This is a genomic window from Promicromonospora sp. MS192 (assembly GCF_049532985.1).
GTDB lineage: Bacteria > Actinomycetota > Actinomycetes > Actinomycetales > Cellulomonadaceae > Promicromonospora.
In genome coordinates this window covers 2,017,752-2,035,863 of record NZ_CP186693.1, presented here as the reverse complement: position 1 = coordinate 2,035,863, position 18,112 = coordinate 2,017,752, and the positions used below count along the sequence as shown (strand labels likewise).

General features: G+C 73.3%; 21 protein-coding genes and 1 riboswitch. Of the genes, 19 read left to right on the top strand and 2 right to left on the bottom strand.

Translation table 11 applies throughout. The features are described 5' to 3' along the window. Positions 1-35 precede the first annotated feature (35 nt). From rpe to ACO229_RS09135, 9 genes are all read left to right on the top strand, one after another. Entirely contained in the window at positions 36-698 is a 663-nt protein-coding gene (gene rpe / locus ACO229_RS09175) for a ribulose-phosphate 3-epimerase (protein ID WP_423464646.1), read from the top strand. Between the two features lie 193 nt (positions 699-891). Beyond that, positions 892-1,029, top strand: a riboswitch (FMN riboswitch). A gap of 121 nt (positions 1,030-1,150) precedes the next feature. Beyond that, positions 1,151-2,323, top strand: coding sequence for a bifunctional diaminohydroxyphosphoribosylaminopyrimidine deaminase/5-amino-6-(5-phosphoribosylamino)uracil reductase RibD (ribD, locus tag ACO229_RS09170; RefSeq protein WP_423464645.1), 1,173 nt, complete (start codon positions 1,151-1,153; stop codon positions 2,321-2,323). Further along, complete coding sequence (locus ACO229_RS09165) at positions 2,323-3,021, top strand: riboflavin synthase (RefSeq protein WP_423464644.1); 699 nt, start codon at positions 2,323-2,325, stop codon at positions 3,019-3,021. Before ribD ends, ACO229_RS09165 begins: the two co-directional genes overlap by 1 nt. Next, complete coding sequence (gene ribB / locus ACO229_RS09160) at positions 3,018-4,394, top strand: 3,4-dihydroxy-2-butanone-4-phosphate synthase (protein WP_423464642.1); 1,377 nt, start codon at positions 3,018-3,020, stop codon at positions 4,392-4,394. Before ACO229_RS09165 ends, ribB begins: the two co-directional genes overlap by 4 nt. Then, positions 4,391-4,873: a 6,7-dimethyl-8-ribityllumazine synthase gene (ribH, locus tag ACO229_RS09155; RefSeq protein WP_423464641.1), complete on the top strand. Its 483-nt coding sequence runs from the start codon at positions 4,391-4,393 to the stop codon at positions 4,871-4,873. Before ribB ends, ribH begins: the two co-directional genes overlap by 4 nt. A 300-nt stretch (positions 4,874-5,173) precedes the next feature. Next, entirely contained in the window at positions 5,174-5,659 is a 486-nt protein-coding gene (locus ACO229_RS09150; RefSeq protein ID WP_423464640.1) for a hypothetical protein, read from the top strand. A gap of 66 nt (positions 5,660-5,725) precedes the next feature. Beyond that, entirely contained in the window at positions 5,726-5,989 is a 264-nt protein-coding gene (locus ACO229_RS09145; RefSeq protein WP_397430278.1) for a phosphoribosyl-ATP diphosphatase, read from the top strand. 92 nt (positions 5,990-6,081) lie between these two features. Then, positions 6,082-6,945 (top strand): ATP phosphoribosyltransferase, encoded by an 864-nt coding sequence (gene hisG / locus ACO229_RS09140; protein ID WP_397417345.1) that lies wholly within the window; start codon positions 6,082-6,084, stop codon positions 6,943-6,945. A 5-nt stretch (positions 6,946-6,950) separates the two neighbouring features. After that, the gene (locus ACO229_RS09135) at positions 6,951-7,439 is read left to right on the top strand and encodes a PH domain-containing protein (RefSeq protein ID WP_397417347.1); all 489 of its coding nucleotides are present in this window, start codon (positions 6,951-6,953) and stop codon (positions 7,437-7,439) included. 68 nt (positions 7,440-7,507) lie between these two features. On the opposite strand, the gene ACO229_RS09130 is transcribed toward ACO229_RS09135, so the two are convergent. Next, a complete protein-coding gene (locus ACO229_RS09130; protein WP_397417350.1) occupies positions 7,508-9,448 on the bottom strand; it encodes a DEAD/DEAH box helicase in 1,941 nt (646 codons plus the stop codon). A gap of 355 nt (positions 9,449-9,803) precedes the next feature. On the opposite strand from ACO229_RS09130, the gene ACO229_RS09125 reads away from it, so the two are divergent. The 9 genes from ACO229_RS09125 to ACO229_RS09085 all read left to right on the top strand — a co-directional run bounded on the left by ACO229_RS09125 (position 9,804) and on the right by ACO229_RS09085 (position 16,147). Next, a complete protein-coding gene (locus tag ACO229_RS09125) occupies positions 9,804-10,358 on the top strand; it encodes a CDP-alcohol phosphatidyltransferase family protein (protein WP_397417353.1) in 555 nt (184 codons plus the stop codon). Then, positions 10,355-11,290: a DUF881 domain-containing protein gene (locus tag ACO229_RS09120; protein WP_397430281.1), complete on the top strand. Its 936-nt coding sequence runs from the start codon at positions 10,355-10,357 to the stop codon at positions 11,288-11,290. The genes ACO229_RS09125 and ACO229_RS09120 overlap by 4 nt, the downstream gene beginning before the upstream one ends. Next, positions 11,287-11,619 carry a small basic family protein gene (locus tag ACO229_RS09115; protein ID WP_397417357.1) on the top strand — a complete coding sequence of 111 codons (333 nt, stop codon included), beginning with the start codon at positions 11,287-11,289 and terminating at the stop codon, positions 11,617-11,619. The genes ACO229_RS09120 and ACO229_RS09115 overlap by 4 nt, the downstream gene beginning before the upstream one ends. Further along, entirely contained in the window at positions 11,616-12,644 is a 1,029-nt protein-coding gene (locus tag ACO229_RS09110) for a DUF881 domain-containing protein (protein WP_423464639.1), read from the top strand. The genes ACO229_RS09115 and ACO229_RS09110 overlap by 4 nt, the downstream gene beginning before the upstream one ends. Positions 12,645-12,867: 223 nt before the next feature. After that, on the top strand, positions 12,868-13,341 hold the full coding sequence (locus ACO229_RS09105; RefSeq protein ID WP_397417362.1) for an FHA domain-containing protein: 474 nt from the start codon (positions 12,868-12,870) through the stop codon (positions 13,339-13,341). Continuing rightward, positions 13,338-14,108, top strand: coding sequence for a MerR family transcriptional regulator (locus tag ACO229_RS09100; protein ID WP_397430283.1), 771 nt, complete (start codon positions 13,338-13,340; stop codon positions 14,106-14,108). Before ACO229_RS09105 ends, ACO229_RS09100 begins: the two co-directional genes overlap by 4 nt. 123 nt (positions 14,109-14,231) lie before the next feature. Further along, positions 14,232-14,738 carry a bifunctional nuclease family protein gene (locus tag ACO229_RS09095; RefSeq protein WP_397417541.1) on the top strand — a complete coding sequence of 169 codons (507 nt, stop codon included), beginning with the start codon at positions 14,232-14,234 and terminating at the stop codon, positions 14,736-14,738. Between the two features lie 111 nt (positions 14,739-14,849). Further along, positions 14,850-15,437, top strand: coding sequence for a MerR family transcriptional regulator (locus tag ACO229_RS09090; RefSeq protein WP_119145523.1), 588 nt, complete (start codon positions 14,850-14,852; stop codon positions 15,435-15,437). Positions 15,438-15,472: 35 nt separating this feature from the next. Next, positions 15,473-16,147, top strand: a complete 675-nt coding sequence (locus ACO229_RS09085; RefSeq protein WP_423464636.1) for an MBL fold metallo-hydrolase — start codon at positions 15,473-15,475, stop codon at positions 16,145-16,147. A gap of 47 nt (positions 16,148-16,194) precedes the next feature. On the opposite strand, the gene ACO229_RS09080 is transcribed toward ACO229_RS09085, so the two are convergent. Beyond that, positions 16,195-17,484, bottom strand: a complete 1,290-nt coding sequence (locus tag ACO229_RS09080) for a phospholipase D-like domain-containing protein (RefSeq protein WP_423464635.1) — start codon at positions 17,482-17,484, stop codon at positions 16,195-16,197. A 165-nt stretch (positions 17,485-17,649) separates the two neighbouring features. Here ACO229_RS09080 and ACO229_RS09075 point away from each other — a divergent pair, with 165 nt between their 5' ends. Next, positions 17,650-18,024 (top strand): response regulator, encoded by a 375-nt coding sequence (locus ACO229_RS09075; protein WP_423464634.1) that lies wholly within the window; start codon positions 17,650-17,652, stop codon positions 18,022-18,024. Positions 18,025-18,112: the final 88 nt, after the last annotated feature.

The following is an 18,112-nucleotide window of genomic DNA, read 5'->3' as shown; positions in this document are numbered from 1 at the left end:
CGTGGCAGCGGGCTGCGCGCCCTAGGCTTGGCATCATGGCAGCCCTCATCGCCCCCAGCATCCTGTCCGCCGACTTCGCGAACCTCGAGCGCGACCTCGGGCGGATCGCCGACGCCGACTACGCCCACGTCGACGTCATGGACAACCACTTCGTGCCCAACCTGACGCTGGGGCTGCCGGTCTTCGAACGGCTCGCGAAGGTGTCGCCGGTGCCGCTCGACGCCCACCTCATGATCGAGAACCCCGACCGGTGGGCGCCGGCGTTCGCCGAGGCGGGGGCGGCGTCGGTCACGTTCCACGCGGAGGCCGCGCAGGCGCCCGTGCGCCTGGCGCGCGAGCTGCGGCGGCTGGGGTCGCGCGCGGGCGTCGCGCTGCGGCCGGCCACCCCGGTGGAGCCGTTCCTGGACCTGCTCGCCGAGATCGACATGATCCTGGTGATGACCGTGGAGCCCGGCTTCGGCGGCCAGTCGTTCATCGAGGGCACCCTGCCCAAGATCCGGCGTGCACGCGAGGCCGTGAGCGAGTCCGGGCTGGACGTGTGGATCCAGGTGGACGGGGGAGTGTCGCGCGACACGATCGAGCGCGCGGCCGACGCCGGCGCGAACGTCTTCGTGGCGGGCTCGGCGGTGTACGGGGCCCAGGACATCCCGGCGGAGATCGCGACGCTGCGCGAGCTCGCGAGCAAGCACATCCACTGAGGCGTGACGGGACTGGCACGCAAGGTTGTGCCTGCCGAGAAGAAAATAGTGTGCCAAGCGCGCCGTACCCACCCCGACGGCCAGGCGGGCCCAGGGGAGAAGCCCCGGTGGCAAGGCGGCCGGCGTCCCTGTGACGCAGGCCATGATCGCGTGCCGCGCGAGGTGTGGCATGCTGGCGATCAGCAGTACGCACACACGTGCTCCGGGGTCGGTGAAATTCCGAGCCGGCGGTGACAGTCCGCGACCCGGGTCGTTCCTTCGGGAGGGATCCGGTTGACCTGGTGGAACTCCAGGACCGACGGTGAAAGTCCGGATGGGAGGAAGCACGTGCGGCGTCGGCCGTCCTGCGGACGTGCGGCGCCGTGACGCCGTACGCGCGGGCGGGACCGGTCCGGTCCTCGTCCGCGTACCCGTCGTCCGACCCCGGAGCGCCGACGCTCGGGAAGGACGGCATGACCCAGTCGCAGAACAGCTCGACCGCGCCCACCGGCCCACGTGCCGCGCCGCCCGTGGCCTCCGCACCGGACCGGGGCCCGGCCGGGCCGGACGCCCGCATCCTGGAAGCCGCGATGCGCCGGGCCCTCGACCTCGCCGCGCAGGGCCCCGCCCACGGCCCCAACCCGCGCGTCGGCTGCGTGCTCCTGGACGCCGCAGGCCGCACCGTCGCCGAGGGCTTCCACCGCGGAGCCGGGACGCCCCACGCCGAGGCCGCCGCGCTGGCGGCCGCCCGGGCGGGCGGCGTCGACCCCCGGGGTACGACGGCGGTCGTGACGCTGGAACCCTGCGCCCACCACGGCCGCACCGGACCCTGCGCGGACGCCCTGATCGAGGCCGGCGTGGCCGCCGTGCACGTGGCGGTCGAGGACCCCAACCCCGTGGCCACGGGCGGCGCCGGGCGCCTGCGGGCCGCGGGCATCCCGGTCGCCACGGGCCTGCTCGCCGCGGCGGGGGAGGAGCTGCTGCGTCCGTGGCTGCGCGCCGTGCGCACGGGGCGGCCGTACGTGACGCTCAAGCTCGCGACGTCGCTCGACGGACGCGTCGCCGCGGCCGACGGCACCAGCCGCTGGATCACCGGGGCGGCTGCCCGCGCCCACGCGCACGCGGTCCGCGCCCAGGTGGACGCGATCGCCGTCGGCACGGGGACGGTGGCGGTCGACGACCCGGCTCTCACGGCCCGCACCGTGGACGGGAGCCTCTTCGAGCACCAGCCTCTCCGGGTCGTCGTCGGCCATCGCACGGTGCCCGACGGAGCCCGCCTGCGCGGTCCGGGCGGCCCCCTGCTGCACCTGGCGACCCACGACCTCGACGCCGCGCTCCGGGAGCTGGGCGGGCGCGAGGTGCGGCACCTGCTCGTGGAGGGCGGCCCCGCCCTGGCGACCGCCCTCCTGGCCGCGGACGCCGTCGACGAGCTGCACGCGTACGTGGCCCCTGTGCTGCTCGGTGCGGGTTCCCCTGCCGTCAACGACCTGGGGGTCACCACGATCGGCGAGGCCGCACGCTTCACCACCCACGACGTCACGCGGCTGGGCGACGACATGCTGCTCGTCGCCCGTCGTACCGACCCCGCAGGGGCCCGGCCCGGTACGGCCGGCCGCCTCGGCGGGCACACCGAGGAGGAGATCTGATGTTCACCGGAATCGTCGAGGAGCTCGGCTCCGTCGTCTCGCTGGTCCGGCCCGACGGCGACCCCGGCGGCGGGCCGGCGCCGGACGCCGTCCTGACCGTCGCCGGCCCGCTCGCCACGTCGGACGCCCGCCCGGGTGACTCGATCGCCGTCGACGGCGTGTGCCTGACCGTCACGTCGGTGGCCGACGGCGCCTTCGTGGCCGAGGTGATGCCCGAGACGCTGCGCCGTACGTCCCTCGGCGCCCTCGCCCCCGGGGACCGGGTGAACCTGGAGCGGGCCCTGCCGGCCCACGGCCGCCTGGGTGGTCACGTGGTCCAGGGCCATGTGGACGGCGTGGCGACGCTCGCCCGGCGCACGCCCGGGCCGCGCTGGGACGACCTGGCGTTCACCGCGCCGGCGGCGCTGACTCGCTACGTCGCCGAGAAGGGCTCGATCGCCCTGTCCGGGGTCTCGCTGACGGTCACGTGGGTGTCCGACGAGGGCTTCGGGGTGTCGCTCATCCCCACCACGCTCGCCGCGACCACGCTCGGCGGGCTGGCCCCGGGCGACGTCGTGAACGTGGAGGTCGACGTGCTCGCCAAGTACGTGGAGCGGCTCCTGGCGGCTGGTGCGGTCGGCGGTGTCCCGGGTGGGGCGGCGGACGTGGCCGCCGGGACCGGGACGCCGGCCGGTGCGACGACCGGAGCCGGGCGATGAGCGGGGCGCTGCGGCCCACGGCAGGGGCGGTGGACGTCGCACGGGGGCCGGTGGAGCAGGCTCTCGCCGAGCTGGCCGCGGGCCGCCCGGTGCTGGTGGCTGACGACGCCGGGCGGGAGAACGAGGTCGACGTGGTGCTCGCTGCGAGCACGGCCACGCCCGAGTGGGTGGCCTGGACGGTGCGGCACTCGTCCGGCTACCTGTGCGCCCCGATGCCCGCGGACCGGGCGGACGCGCTGGGTCTGCCGCTGATGGTCGAGCGCAGCGAGGACCCGAGGACGACGGCGTACACGGTGTCGGTGGACGCCGCGACGGGCGTGACCACGGGGATCTCCGCCGCGGACCGCGCGCGTACCCTGCGGGTGCTGGGCGACCCTGCCACCGGCCCCCGGGACCTGATCCGGCCCGGTCACGTGCTGCCGCTGCGGGCGCGGCCCGGCGGCGTGCTGGAGCGTACGGGGCACACGGAGGCCGCCGTGGACCTGGTGCGGCTCGCCGGCGGACCGCAGGCGAGCCTCGGCGAGGTGGGCGCGATCGCCGAGCTCGTCCGGGACGACGGCGCGGTGATGCGTCTGCCCGAGGCCGAGGAGCTCGCCCGGCAGACGGGCCTCGTGGTGCTCACGGTGGCGGACCTGGTCGCGTGGCGTCTGGCCCACGACCCCGCCGCCGACGTCGCCCCGTCGTCTCCGCCTGCGCCGGCCGGCCGGGTCCGGCGGGTCGCGCAGGCAGCGCTGCCCACGCGGTTCGGGGACTTCCGGGTCGTGGCCTATCACGACCTGCACTCGGGCGCGGAGCACCTCGCCCTGACGCCGGCCCGCCTGCCCGGCCCGGCGACGACGGGTACAACGCCCGGCGCGCACGGGCGCCTGGTGCGCGTGCACTCCGAGTGCCTGACCGGCGACGGGCTGGGATCGCTGCGGTGCGACTGCGGCCCGCAGCTGGAGGCGTCGCTGGCGGCGGTGGCCGCCGAGGGCGGTGCCGTGGTGTACCTGCGGGGCCACGAGGGCCGGGGGATCGGCCTGGCCGCGAAGATCCAGGCCTACGCCCTCCAGGACACCGGCCGGGACACCGTGGAGGCCAACGTGGACCTGGGGCTGCCGGTCGACGCACGCGAGTACGGGGCGGCGTCGGCGATCCTGGCCGACCTCGGGCTCGACGACGTGACCCTGCTGACGAACAACCCGGAGAAGGTGACCGGGCTGCGCGCCGCGGGCACGACCGTGGCCGGGCGCCGCAGCCTGGTGGTCGGCCGGGGCGTGCACAACCACCGGTACCTGGAGACCAAGCGGACGGTGCTGGGCCACCGCATCGACCGCCTGGACCAGAACCAGTACGACGAGATCGACAACCAGGACGAAGGAGCATGCGCATGAGCGGCGTCGGAGCACCGAGCGTGACAGTTGACGGGACGGGCCTGCGGGTCGTGGTGGTGGCGGCGAGCTGGCACGAGCAGGTCATGGACGGGCTGCTGGCCGGGGCCCGCCGGGCACTGGTCGCAGCGGGCGCGGACTGGACCGAGGTGCGGGTACCGGGTTCGTTCGAGCTGCCGGTGGCGGCGTCCCGTGCGGCGGCCGGGGGAGCGGACGCGGTGGTCGCGCTCGGTGTGGTGATCCGCGGTGGCACGCCGCACTTCGAGTACGTCTGCTCGGCCGCGACGTCGGGCCTGACGGACGTGAGCGTCCGCACGGGGGTCCCGGTGGGCTTCGGTGTGCTGACGTGCGACGACGAGGCCCAGGCGCTGGACCGGGCAGGCCTCGAGGGCTCGCACGAGGACAAGGGGGCGGAGGCGGCGGAGGCAGCGCTCGCCACGGCGGTCGTGCTGCGGGACCTGGGTCGTGTCGTGCACTCCTGAATAAATAGTGTGCCAAGCGTCTCAATCAGCAACCCCAGGTTCAAAAGACGTCACCACAACCAGCAAAGAGCCGGCGGCTCGCCACACATACGGGACATGAGAATCTCGGGCGGGCCGCCTGCTGCGGCTCACATGGTGCCGGCGGTTCCACGACCCCGGCGGACGGCGACGGTCGCAACCGTTGCGCTCGTTCTGGTCACGACCGGTGGACTGGCCGGCTGCGCCGCGGCGCAGCCGGCCGGGGGAGCGCAGCCCCGGGCCGCGACGGAGAGTGCGACCGGGGGAGGCGACGGGCGTCCCGTGACCAGCCCGGAGCCGCCGGCCGTGGCCTGCGTGGACTGGGTGCGGTTCGGCACCCCGGAGGAGGCCGCGGCCGACGCGGGCGCTGTGCTGCGCGGGACGGTCGTGGCGCGGGACGACGACACGGTGCTGATGTACGGCGTGGAGTCCCAGCGCTGGCTCGTCGACGTGGTGCAGGTGCTGGAGCGGCCCGACCCGCCGCCCGGCCGGGGCGAGCCGCAGCCGGAGCTCGACGTCACGGCCGGCGAGCGGATCGCCGTGGTCTCGACGCCGGAGACCTGCAGCGGCGACGCTCACCCGGGCGGTGACCCGCTGGACCCGGCGTCCGGTCTCGCGGACGAGGACGGCACGGTCCTCGTGCTCCTGTCCGCCGCCTCGGGCGAGGAGCCGGGCGACGACGTCGGCTTCCACCTGATCACCCCGTACCAGGGCGTGCTGACGCCCGCGGACGACGGCACGCTGCCCGCGGAGTGGCCCTCGCCATAGTCGCGACATGGCCAGAACGTGGGACGGCGGCCGGTGGCGCCCCCGTCGCCCGACTAGGCTGGGGTCGTGAAGACCTTCGAGACCCTGTTCGCCGAGCTGACCGAGAAGGCCCAGACCCGCCCCGCGGGTTCGGGCACCGTGGCCCAGCTGGACGCGGGCGTCCATGCGATCGGCAAGAAGGTCGTGGAGGAGGCCGCCGAGGTGTGGATGGCCGCCGAGTACCAGTCGGACACGGAGACCGCCGAGGAGATCTCGCAGCTCCTGTACCACCTGCAGGTCCTGATGGTGGCCAAGGGCCTGACCCTCGAGGACGTGTACACGCATCTGTGACCCGGCCTCGGCGCCGCTCGACCCCACCGGTCGGGCCGGCGCCGGGAGACCCGGGTCCGCAGGTCCGACGTACACCCAGAGAGGAACACCACATGCTGCGCATCGCAGTCCCCAACAAGGGCGCCCTGTCGGGCCCCGCCTCCGAGATGCTGCGTGAGGCGGGCTACCGCCAGCGCCGCGACACCCGCGAGCTGGTGCTCGCCGACCCCGAGAACGACGTCGAGTTCTTCTTCCTGCGCCCCCGCGACGTCGCGGTCTACGTGGGCACGGGCACGGTCGACGTCGGCATCACCGGTCGTGACCTGATGCTCGACTCGGGTGCCGACGCCGTCGAGCACCTCGGCCTGGGCTTCGCGCGGTCCACCTTCCGGTACGCGGCACCCGCCGGGCCCGGCGAGACCGAACCCGTGACCGAGATCGCGCAGATCGCGGGGCGCCGCGTGGCGTCGTCGTACACGACGCTCGTGGCGCAGCACCTGGCGAAGCAGGGCGTGGAGCCCGCCGCGATCGTGCACCTGGACGGTGCCGTGGAGTCGAGCGTGCGCCTCGGCGTCGCGGACGTGATCGCCGACGTCGTGGAGACCGGCACCACGCTGCGGGCCGCGGGCCTGGAGGTCTTCGGCGAGCCGATCCTGCGGTCGGAGGCCGTGCTGATCCGGCGGTCGGACACCGAGCCCCCGGCCGGCCTGGACATCCTGACCCGCCGGCTGGAGGGTGTGATCACCGCCCGGGAGTACGTGCTCATGGACTACGTGGTGCCCGCCTCCCGGCTGGAGGAGGCCGTGGCCATCACGCCCGGCAAGGAGTCGCCCACGGTGTCGGCACAGCACCACAGCGACGCGTGCGCGGTCCGGGTCATGGTCCCGCGCCGGGAGACGAACCGGATCATGGACGCCCTGTACGGCGTGGGTGCGCGGGCCATCATCGTCACGTCCATCCACGCCTCGCGGCTGTAGGCGTCATGGGTGCGCGGGCCGGCAACGGGGTGGACGGGGGAGCCGAGCGCTTCCGCGTGTTCCGCGGCCGGTTCGGCACGCCCGTGGCGTACGGGCTCGCGCTGCTGTCGGCCGGCGGGTGCACGTTCGTCGCGCTGGCGGCGACCGGTCAGGGCGCGGACACCGCGAACCGCATCGCGATCATCGTGTTCGGTCTGCTGGGCGCCGTGATCGCCTGGCGGTTCGGCGCGGTGCGCGCCGTGCCGGACCCGGACGGCCTGACCGTGGTCAACTACGCCTCCAGCCGGCGCCTCTCCTGGCCCGAGATCGTGACCGTCCGGTTCGGTCCCAACGATCCGTGGGTGCACCTCGACCTGTCCGACGGCGACGTGCTCGCCGTCATGGGCATCCAGCGCGCCGACGGCGAGCACGCCATGGCGGAGGCCCGCCGGCTGGTGGCCCTCATCGCGGAGCTCGGCGAGGCTCCGGAACCCGGCCACGACCCCGCGAGGTAGGAACCGCGGCGAGACAGAACGGCCGGCACATCCTGAGGATGTGCCGGCCGTCTCTCGTTCGCGTGGGGTCAGCGGGTGCTGCGGGCCTCCCAGTGGGCGGAGCGGCCACGCGGGCCGCGGTCGCCGTCCGGGCGGCGGTGGTCGCCACCGCCGCGCGGGCCACGCTCGCCACCGCGCGGGGCGCCGCGGTCGAGCGTGATGCGCAGCGGCTTGCCGGCCACGCGGGCACGGGCCAGCCGGTCGAGCGCCTCGTTGTCGAGCGGTGCGGTGATGTCCACCAGCGAGAAGCTGCCGAAGATGTCGATCTTGCCGACGTCGGCGCCCGTGATGCCGCCCTCGCCGGTCAGCGCACCGACGATCCCGCCCGGCTGCACGCCGTGCGTGTGACCGACGGCGATGCGGTACCGCGTGCCGCGGGCGGGACGGCGGATGCCGCGCTCGCCCTCGGACCGGCCCCGCGAGGTGCGGTCGTGCCGGTCGCCGTCGCGGGTGCTGCGCCGGGCGGCAGCGGCCTTGGCCTCGGCCCGCTCGCGCTCGTACTCCTCCTGCTCGGCGCGGGCCCGGGGCCCGTCGTCACCGACCGCGAGCGCCGCCATGGCGGCGGCGACGTCGATGGGGTCGACGTCGTTGTCCTGGACGTAGGTGCGGATCATCTCGGTGTACATGTCGAGACGGCCTGCCTCGCGGCGGGCGGCGACCTTGTCGAGGGTGCGCTTGACCTGGTGGGCGGAGACGTCCTTGGGGGAGGGGATGTCTACTTCTTCGAGCTGGGTGCGGATGGTGCGCTCGATGGAGCGGAGCTTGCCGCGCTCGTGGGGGGTGACGAAGGTGAGGGCCTCGCCGGTGCGTCCGGCGCGGCCGGTGCGGCCGATGCGGTGGACGTAGGCCTCGGGCTCGCCGGGGACGTCGAAGTTGACGACCAGGCCGATGCGGTCGACGTCGAGGCCGCGGGCGGCGACGTCGGTGGCGACGAGGACGTCGAGGGCGCCGGAGCGAAGGCGCTCGACGATCTTCTCGCGTTCCTTCTGGGCGACGTCGCCGGAGATGGTGGCGGCGGAGATGCCCTTCTCGATGAGGGCGGAGCCGACGTCCTCGGCCGCGCCGCGGGTGCGGGTGAAGACGATGGCGGCGTCGGCGTCGGAGGTGGCCAGGACGCGGGCGAGGGAGCCGACCTTGTGACGGAAGGGCACGACGGCGTAGGTCTGGCGCACCGCGGTGACGGTGGACGACTGCCGGGCGACGGCGATCTGGACCGGGTCGGTGAGGTGCTGGTCGGCGACCTTGCGGATGGCCGGGGGCATGGTGGCGGAGAAGAGGGCGACCTGGCGCTCGGCGGGTGCCTGGCCGAAGATCTCCTCGACGTCCTCGGCGAAGCCCATGCGGAGCATCTCGTCGGCCTCGTCGAGGACGAGGAAGCGGATGTCCTCCAGGCGCAGGGCGCCGCGCTCGAGGTGGTCCTTGATGCGGCCGGGGGTGCCGACGACGACGTGGACGCCGTCGCGCAGGGCGCGCTGCTGGGGTACGTAGGGGGCGCCGCCGTAGACGGGCAGCACGCGGACGTCGTCCATCTTGCTGGCGAACGACTCGATGGCGTCGGCGACCTGCATGGCGAGCTCGCGCGTGGGGGTCAGGACGAGGGCCTGGACCTTGCGCAGGGCGGGGTCGACGGCGGCGAGGAGCGGGAGGCCGAAGGCGGCGGTCTTGCCGGTTCCGGTCTGGGCGACGCCGGTGATGTCGCGGCCGGCCAGGAGCTCGGGGATGGCGCGGGCCTGGATGGCCGAGGGGGTGACGAAGCCGAGCTCGTCGATGGCGGCCATGAGGGTCGCGGGCAGGTCGAGGCTCGCGAAGGTCGGGCCGGTGGGCTCGGTGGTCGCGGGCGTGCTGGTGGTGGCCTCGGGGGCCGTGTCGTCGCCGGTCGTCGCGGCGGTGGCCTGGTCGGCGTCGTGGCCCGTGTCGGGGGCCGTGTCGTGCTCGGTGGGCGCGATCAGGTCATGGGTGTCGAGAGACATGCAGTGGTGCACCGTTCGTCGTCGGAGGGAGTCAGGGCCGAGGTGAGGGCCCTCGCGTCGCTCGCTCCCGAAAACACCTTCCCCGCAGCAGGGCTGCGGGCCTGTCGCACGGTGTGTGCGCACACGGGAAGACGACGAACTCCAAGGGGATGTGTCACCACCCTATCGGTTGCGGGGTGCTTCGGCACAGAGGTAGGGGGCGTGACGTGCGGCACGCGGGTGCGGAGCCGCACGTCAGGCCGGATCCGGGGGCCTGCGGCGTGCCAGTGCGTATACGCAACGCCTGCCCCGTAGGATGGCGGCCGAGACGAACCGGCGTGAGCAAGGGCGGTTTTGCGTGTCCACTGGGGCGGAGATGAGCTCCCGGGTCCTGACCGTACCCAACGTGATCAGCCTGGTGCGGCTGGCGCTCGTGCCGGTCTTCGCCTGGCTGATCGTGGTGGGCGAGGACGGTTGGGCGTTGCTGGTGCTCGCGGTCTCCGGTGTGACGGACTGGCTCGACGGTGTGCTGGCCCGGCGGCTGAACCAGGTGACCCGGCTCGGGCAGATGCTCGACCCGCTGGCGGACCGGCTGTTCATCTTCGTGACCCTGATCGGTCTGGCGTGGCGCGAGGTGGTGCCGCTGTGGCTGGTGGTGGCGATCGTGGCGCGGGACGTGCTGCTGGCCCTGACGGTGCCGGTGCTGGCCCGGCTCGGGTACGGCACGCTGAACGTGAGCATGGTGGGCAAGGTGGCGACGTTCGCGCTGCTGTACGCGTTCCCGCTGCTGCTGCTCGCCGAGGTGCCGGGCTGGCTGGGTGCGGTCGCGCACGTGGTGGGCTGGGCGTTCACGTGGTGGGGCGTGGGCCTGTACTGGCTGGCGGGCCTGCAGTACGTCGCGCAGGTGCGCAGGCTGGCGGCGGGGGCATGAGCGGACCGGCGGCACCGGGCCGTTCCCCGGGCCGCCGTCCGGACGAGTCGATGACGCTCCTGCGCGAGGTCACCGAGCGCCCCCTGGACCCCGGGTACGCGGAGATGGCGCAGCGGCGCGCCCGGCAGGCCGGGACGACGGCGGGAGCCCCGCGGCGCAGCCTGCCGAGCCTGCTGTCGATGACGCTCGTGGCCGCCGTGCTCGGGGCCGCGACCACGGTGGCCGTGCTGGACCTGCGAGCGCCGCAGCCGGAGGTGTCGCGGGGGCGTGCGGTGCTGATCGAGCAGATCCGCGAGCGCAGCGTGCAGGTGGAGTCGTTGTCGGACCGGGCGGCGGCTCTGAGTGCCCAGGTGGACGGCCTGCAGGTGGATGGTCTGCTGCCGTCTGCGCTGCTGGAGATCAACGCGCTGGACCGGTGGGTCAACGGTGCGGTGGCGGTACGGGGTCCGGGCCTGGTGGTGCGGCTGACCGACGGGTCGGGTGGCGGGCTGGTGGAGCCGGGTGATGCGCCGGCGGAGTCGCGGGTGAGGGACGCGGACGTGCAGTTCGTGGTCAACGAGCTCTGGGCCGCGGGTGCGGAGGCCGTGGCGGTCAACGACCAGCGGCTGACGTCGCTGTCGGCGATCCGGAACGCGGGTGACGCGATCCTGGTGGACCTGCAGCCGCTGAACGGGCCGACGTACACGATCGAGGCTGTCGGTGACCCGGAGGACATGCAGGTGGAGTTCGCGCGGTCGGCGGGGCTGGGGTTCCTGCAGCTGCTGAGCGCGGAGTACGACATCAAGAACGAGGTGACCACCAGCGAGGGGATGTACCTGCCCGGTGCGGGGTCGCCCACGCTGCGGTACGCGCACGTGCCTCGTGCTCAGGACAGCACCCGGAACGGTGCCCAGGACAGTGCTCAGGACGGATCCGAGGAGGACAACGGATGATCGCGATCATCGGGCTCGTGATCGGGGTGGTCGCCGGTCTGGTGCTGCAGCCGACCGTGCCGCTGATGCTGCAGCCCTATCTGCCCATCGCGGTGGTGGCGGCGCTGGACGCCCTGTTCGGTGGCTTCCGGGCCATGCTCGACGGGATGTTCGACGACAAGGTGTTCCTGGTCTCGTTCCTGTCGAACGTCGTGGTGGCCGCGTTCATCGTGTTCCTGGGCGACCAGCTCGGTGTCGGCGGGCAGCTCTCCACCGCGGTCGTGGTGGTGCTGGGCATCCGGATCTTCTCCAACGCGGCGTCCATCCGCCGGCACATCTTCAAGGCGTGAGCGTGAGCACGGGCAAGGACCGGGAGACCCCCGACCAGCCGGCGGGCGCACCGGACGAGACCCCGGACGCGCCCGACGCGGCGTCGTCCGACGCATCCTCGGGCCGGCCGCCGACAGCGCACGACGCCGCTGAGGACCCGGTGGACCCGGTACAGGCGACGGAGAGCGGCGACCCAGAGGAGACGCCCACCGCCGATCAGCCGAATCAGCCTGACACGACGGACCCGACGGCGGACGAGCCTGGAGAGGCCGCCCAGCCTGCCGAGCCCGCCGATCCGGACGGCTCCCGTCCCGGCGCCGCCCCGGCGGCGTCCGGCTGGCGGCGCGCGGCCCATCTCCTGCGCCCTCGCGGCACGCGCTCGGAGCTGCTGGCGGGCCTGCTGTGCCTGCTGCTGGGCTTCGCGCTGGCGGTCCAGGTGGGGCAGTCCACGGGCGACCAGCTCAGCGGACTGCGCCAGGACGAGCTCGTGCGGCTCCTGGACGAGGTGACGCAGCGCGCCGACCAGCTCGACGCGGAGGTCTCGGACCTGGAGGAGATCCGCGACGACCTGCAGTCCGAGGACGGCCGCGACCAGGCGGCCCGCGACCTCGCGCAGCAGCGCGCGCAGCAGGAGGGCATCCTGTCGGGCCGGCTGCCCGCTCAGGGTCCGGGGGTGCACATCCACGTGGCCGACGGCGACAAGCCGCTCGAGGCCCAGGTGCTGTTCAACCTGCTGGAGGAGCTGCGCAACGCCGGCGCCGAGGCGATCGAGGTCAACGGGGTCCGGCTGGTCACCACGAGCTACTTCGTGGACTCCGGCGGCGGCGTCGTGCTCGACGGCGCCGCCGTGGCCTCCCCGTACGAGTGGACCGCCATCGGCGACCCGAAGACGATCGACCGCGCCCTGGAGATCCCCGGGGGCGCACTGCCCCGGATCCGGGAGGAGGGCGGCGAGGCGACCACCACACCGTCCGACCAGGTCACCGTGGACGCGGTACGCATCCCGGGCGAACCGGAGCACGCCGAGCCCGACGACGGGCAGTGACCGGGGCGCACCCGGAACGACCTTGCGGAACTGGCATGCGGAACCGCCATGACGTGGGTAGTTTTATCCGGGTTGGTTCCCTGGCCTGGTTCCCGCTTCCATCTCGATCGGGGTAGGTTGAGTGGAACCTGGGCGGCGCCCCGTGCGTTGACCCCGAAACAGCAGTACACGGCAGTACGACGGACCCATCCCAGCACCCCACCCCCGCACCCGAGGAGACCTGATGACGGACCCCAGCGCCCATCCGGTCGGGCCCGATACCACGGCCAACCTGGGTCGCATCGCGTTCCCGACCTCCGACGAGCAGGCGCCCCGCACGGCACTGAGCCCGGAAGAAGCCGCAGCCGTCGCCGCCCTCCCGCGCCACTCCGCCCTGCTCATCGTGCAGCGCGGCCCGGGATTCGGCGCACGCTTCCTCCTGGACACCGGCCGTGCGGTCGCGGGGCGCAGCGAGCAGGCCGACATCTTCCTCGACGATGTCACCGTGTCCCGCAAGCACGCCGAGTTCGTCCGCGAGGGCGACTCGTTCGTCGTCCGCGACATCGGCTCACTGAACGGCACCTACGTCAACCGCGGTCGCATCGACGCCGCGACCCTGGTCACGGGCGACGAGGTGCAGATCGGCAAGTTCCGCCTCACCTTCCACGCCAGCCCGCAGGCGCCGACGCAGTGGGGCGCGGGGACGCCCGCCCCGTGACGGCCGGCGCCGCACGCGTCCACCGCGACCCCGAGCCCGGTCCCGACCCCGCGTCGGGCCGGGACCCGGGTGACGCCGACGCGCCCTGGCCCCGGGGCATCTCCCGGCAGCCCACCATGCGCATCAGCGACGTGCTGCGCGCCCTGGGCCAGGAGTTCCCCTCCGTGTCGCACTCCAAGCTGCGCTTCCTGGAGGAGCAGGGCCTCATCGAGCCCGTGCGGACCCCCTCGGGCTACCGGCAGTACAGCCAGGCCGACGTCGAACGCCTGCGCTTCGTCCTGACCGAGCAGCGCGACAGCTACATGCCGCTGAAGGCCATCAAGGAACGCCTGGCCGCGATGGACGCCGACCCCGACTCGGCAGAGCACCCCGCACCGCGCCTGGCCGGCGTCGGCGCGCCAGCGAGGCGCCGCTGGACCGCACGGTCCGTGGCCGACGCCGCCGGCGTCACCGAGGAGTTCGTGCAGGACCTGGCCCGGTCCGGGCTGCTGCCCGCCTCCGGCGGCACCTTCGGCTCCAGCGCCGTCGACGTCGTCCGGATCGCCGCGGCCCTGGCGCAGTTCGGCATCGAACCCCGCCACCTGCGCTCCTTCCGCACCGCCGCCGACCGGCAGGTCACGCTGGTGGACCAGGTCGTGGCCCCGCTGCGCAGCCAGCAGGCCACCGCCGCGCGGGGCCGCGCGGCCAGCATGGCCGGTGAGATGGGCGAGCTGTTCACCCGGCTGCACGCCGCCTGGATCCGGCAGGGCATCGACGACCTCGGCTGAGACGGGATTTCACCCTTCTTTGGCATGTGGCCGACCATCACGTGACCAGAAAATTGCTCCGAGCGCGCGACGCGCGACCGCCGGACGCCGTACGGTGAAAGAGTGAGGCCGGACGACGTACCGATGGTTCCCGTGGAGATCCTCGGTGTGCGACAGCAGCAACGCGATCAGGAGATCGTCGTGCTGCTGCTCGACAGTGCCGCCGATCTCGCCGTCCCGATCGTCATCGGCGCCCGTGAGGCCAGTGCGATCGCGATGGCGCAGGCCGGCCTGGCCACCCCGCGGCCCATGACCCACGACCTGCTGCGGGACGTGCTGGGCGCCGTGGGCGTCGTGCTCGAACGCGTCGAGATCGTCGCCCTGGAGGGCGGCATCTACTTCGCCGAGCTCGTGCTGAGCAACGGCGTGCACCTCGACTCACGCGCCTCCGACGCGATCGCGCTGGCCGTGCGCACCGGCAGCCCCGTCCTGTGCTCGGCCGAGATCGTGGCCCTGGCTGGCGTCGAGATCGTCGACGTCGACCAGCAGGCCGAGGTCGAGCGCTTCCGCGACTTCCTGGACCACGTCACCCCCGAGGACTTCCTCGGACCACCCGGCGGAGGGAGCCCCGGACCCGGACGCAACGGCTGACCGCCACCCCGCCCCGGGAACAACTCGCGACACGCCGGGCGTTTCACGGCGCGCATCTTTGAAATCACCTACGACGCGCCATAGCGTGGCCACGACACCCCAGGAGGCACAGTGAACACCAGCGGTGAGAGAGCCACACGCGCTACGGTCCCGCACGGCGCGCAGGGTCTCCTCTTCGGTGAGGACCTGACGGAGCAGGACGCCACGACCGGCTACCGCGGCACCACGGCGTGCCACATCGCCGGCATCACCTACCGTCAGCTCGACTACTGGGCCCGCACCGGCCTGGTCGAGCCGAGCATCAAGCCCGCCACCGGGTCCGGCACCCACCGGTTGTACAGCTTCCGCGACATCCTGGTGCTCAAGGTCGTCAAGAGACTCCTGGACACCGGCGTCTCCCTGCAGCAGATCCGCACCGCCGTCACCGCGCTGCGGGAACGCGGCGTCGAGGACCTGGCCCAGATCACCCTCATGTCCGACGGCGCGAGCGTGTACGAGTGCACCTCGCCCGACGAGGTCGTCGACCTCGTGGCCGGCGGTCAGGGCGTGTTCGGGATCGCCGTCGGGCGGGTCTGGCGCGAGATCGAGGGCACCCTGTCCCAGATGCCGACCGAGACCATCGAGCAGGGCGAGCCCGGCGTCCCCGCCGTCGAGGGCGACGAGCTGGCGCAGCGGCGGGCCGCACGGTCCGCCGTCTGACCGCACCACCCGCCCGGCGGGCGTAGCCTGCCACCATGCAGCTCACCTTCCACGGGCACGCGTGCGTCTCGGTCGCTCTGCCCGACGGCGCACGCGTCGTCATCGATCCCGGAACCTTCAGCGACACCGGCGCGCTCACGGGCGCCACAGCCGTGCTGATCACCCACGACCACGCCGACCACCTGGACCCGGCCGCCGTCGCAGAACACCTCCGCACCACCCCCGCGGCGCAGGTCTGGGGGCCGGCGTCCGCCATCGAGAACCTCGCCACCGCGGGCGCGGCCAGCGAGCGCCTGCACGCAGTGACGCCCGGTGACGTGCTGGAGGTCGGCGGTGCGCGGGTCACGGTGGGCGGGGGTGCGCACGCCGAGATCCACCCGGAGGTGCCTGGCCTGCCGGTGAACGTGACCTACCTGGTCGAGGCCGGCGGGCGCAGCGTGTACCACCCGGGCGACTCCTTCGTGCCGCCCGCGCAGGTGCCCGGTGGCCAGGTCGGCGTGCTGCTGGTGCCGGTGTCGGGGCCGTGGATGAAGCTGCGGGAGGCGATCGACTTCGCGCGTTCGGTTCCGGCGGTCACGGTGGTCCCGGTGCACGACGGGCTGTTGTCCGACATCGGGCACATGCTGACGGGCCGGTGGCTGGACACGGCGCGGCTCGGTGGGCAGTACGTCTATGCGCGGCTGACGGCGGGGGAGTCGCTGGCGGCCTGAGGAAAGGACGGTCTGAGCCGTCGGCCTGGTCCCGCTGTGCTCCCGTGCTACAGCAGGGGGCGCAGCGGGATGAGGAGGTACTCGCCGATCTTGGCGACGGTGCCGCGCTCCTCCCACTGGGCGAGGGTGAGCTCGGTGGCGTTGGACAGGTCCATGGCGAACACGTCCTCCATGCGGGCGGCCAGGCCGGGGTCGACGATCTCGAGGTTGACCTCGTAGTTGCCGGTGAGGCTGAGCCGGTCGATGTTGGCGGTGCCGATGGTGGTCCAGCGGCGGTCGATGGTCGCGGTCTTGGCGTGCACCATGGCGCCCTGGTACAGGGAGATGCGGACGCCGCCGCGCAGCAGGGAGGCGTACTGGCCGCGGGCGAGCCAGTCGGCCACGACGTGGTTGGAGCGGTGCGGTACCAGGACGCGGACGTCGACGCCGCGGGCGGCGGCCGCCAGCAGCGCGGCGTGGATGTCGTGGTCGGGGATGAAGTACGCCTGGGTGATGTAGACGTGGCTGGTGGCGCGGTCGATGGCGTCGAGGTAGATGCCGCGGATCGGGAAGACGAGCTCGGAGGGCGCGTTGCGGGCCGCCTTGAGGTGCGGCATCCACGTGTTCGACCCGATGTCGGTCAGCACGGGGTGGCGTGGCTTGCGGTGCCGGTTCCAGAAGTCGACGAACGCGTTGCGCAGCTCCCACACGGACGGTCCGGCCAGGCGTACGTGGGTGTCGCGCCACTGGGTGGCGTACAGGGAGCCGATGTTGTACCCGCCGACGAACCCGATCTCGTCGTCGACCACGAGGATCTTGCGGTGGTCGCGCCCGGAGGTGCGGACGTTCAGGTAGGCCATGCCGCGGCGCAGCACGGGGAACCGCAGCACGTGCACCGACGGCGGGAAGCGGAAGAACGAGTAGGGCACGACGAGGTTGGCGAAGCCGTCCACGATGACGTAGACGTCGACACCACGGTCGGCGGCGTCGATGACGGCCTGCTTGAACTGCCGCCCGACCTCGTCGTCCTTCCAGATGTAGGACTCCAGCATCACCGAGGTGCGGGCGCCGCGGATGGCTTCCAGCATCGCCTCGTACAGGTCGGCGCCGTAGGTGTAGACGGTGGTGGCGGTCTCGTCGATGTACTCGGTGAGGGGCTTCTCGGTGGGGAACTTCTCCGTGAGCGGGTGCATGCGCCGCCGGATCTTGTCCGTGACGGTCAGCGCGACCGCGGCGGTGACGGGCACGGCGGCCGCCACGATCGCCGCGCGCGTGGCGAACGTGCGCACCTGCCGGACGAAGTCCGGGGGCAGGTCGAGGGTGAGCTTCGGCAGGCTGTGAAACTTGCGGGACGGCACGCACTCACGGTACCCGCTCCCACCTCGGGGATCTCGGAATGACCGGCGCGTCGGCCTGCACCCGGTGTTCCTCCGCCGCGAGCGCCCGGTCGGTGGGAGGATTGGCTGCAGGTCCAGGGGGCGGAAGCCGAAGCTGTCCGACGTGCGTGCCCTGGAGGAGGCCCGATGAGCCGACGGATCCTGGTGGTCGACGACGAGGAGGCGATCCGGGAGGTCGTCCGGACCGGCCTGGAGGTGGTTGCCGGGTGGGACGTGGACGTGGCCACGGACGGTGCCCAGGCGGTCGCGTCGTGCGAGGCAGACCCCCCGGACGCGGTGCTGCTGGACGTCATGATGCCGGCGATGGACGGGCCGGCCACGTTCTCCCGTCTCCAGGAGAACCCGCGCACCCAGGACGTGCCGGTCATCTTCCTGACGGCGAAGGTGCAGCCCCCCGAGCGGCGCCGGTACGAGGAGCTCGGGGTCGCCGGGGTGCTGGCCAAGCCGTTCGACCCGTTGACGCTGCCCGATCAGATCGCGGACCTGCTCGGGTGGACCTGACGCGTCCCTGGTCAGGGCGCGGTGCGCGGGCAGAGTGAGAAGCGGAAGGTGAAAAGCGGAAGGTGAAATGCAGGGCCCACACGGCTGA

Excerpts from the sequence above, each read along its gene's own strand:
- ACO229_RS09095 (WP_397417541.1), top strand. The coding sequence starts at position 14,232 with ATGGTTCCCGTGGAGATCCTCGGTGTGCGACAGCAGCAACGCGATCAG.
- ACO229_RS09165 (WP_423464644.1), top strand. The coding sequence starts at position 2,323 with ATGTTCACCGGAATCGTCGAGGAGCTCGGCTCCGTCGTCTCGCTGGTC.
- rpe (WP_423464646.1), top strand. The coding sequence starts at position 36 with ATGGCAGCCCTCATCGCCCCCAGCATCCTGTCCGCCGACTTCGCGAAC.
- ACO229_RS09125 (WP_397417353.1), top strand. The coding sequence starts at position 9,804 with ATGAGCTCCCGGGTCCTGACCGTACCCAACGTGATCAGCCTGGTGCGG.
- ACO229_RS09130 (WP_397417350.1), bottom strand. The coding sequence starts at position 9,448 with ATGTCTCTCGACACCCATGACCTGATCGCGCCCACCGAGCACGACACG.
- ACO229_RS09115 (WP_397417357.1), top strand. The coding sequence starts at position 11,287 with ATGATCGCGATCATCGGGCTCGTGATCGGGGTGGTCGCCGGTCTGGTG.
- hisG (WP_397417345.1), top strand. The coding sequence starts at position 6,082 with ATGCTGCGCATCGCAGTCCCCAACAAGGGCGCCCTGTCGGGCCCCGCC.
- ACO229_RS09120 (WP_397430281.1), top strand. The coding sequence starts at position 10,355 with ATGAGCGGACCGGCGGCACCGGGCCGTTCCCCGGGCCGCCGTCCGGAC.
- ACO229_RS09105 (WP_397417362.1), top strand. The coding sequence starts at position 12,868 with ATGACGGACCCCAGCGCCCATCCGGTCGGGCCCGATACCACGGCCAAC.
- ribD (WP_423464645.1), top strand. The coding sequence starts at position 1,151 with ATGACCCAGTCGCAGAACAGCTCGACCGCGCCCACCGGCCCACGTGCC.
- ribH (WP_423464641.1), top strand. The coding sequence starts at position 4,391 with ATGAGCGGCGTCGGAGCACCGAGCGTGACAGTTGACGGGACGGGCCTG.
- ribB (WP_423464642.1), top strand. The coding sequence starts at position 3,018 with ATGAGCGGGGCGCTGCGGCCCACGGCAGGGGCGGTGGACGTCGCACGG.
- ACO229_RS09075 (WP_423464634.1), top strand. The coding sequence starts at position 17,650 with ATGAGCCGACGGATCCTGGTGGTCGACGACGAGGAGGCGATCCGGGAG.
- ACO229_RS09085 (WP_423464636.1), top strand. The coding sequence starts at position 15,473 with ATGCAGCTCACCTTCCACGGGCACGCGTGCGTCTCGGTCGCTCTGCCC.
- ACO229_RS09135 (WP_397417347.1), top strand. The coding sequence starts at position 6,951 with ATGGGTGCGCGGGCCGGCAACGGGGTGGACGGGGGAGCCGAGCGCTTC.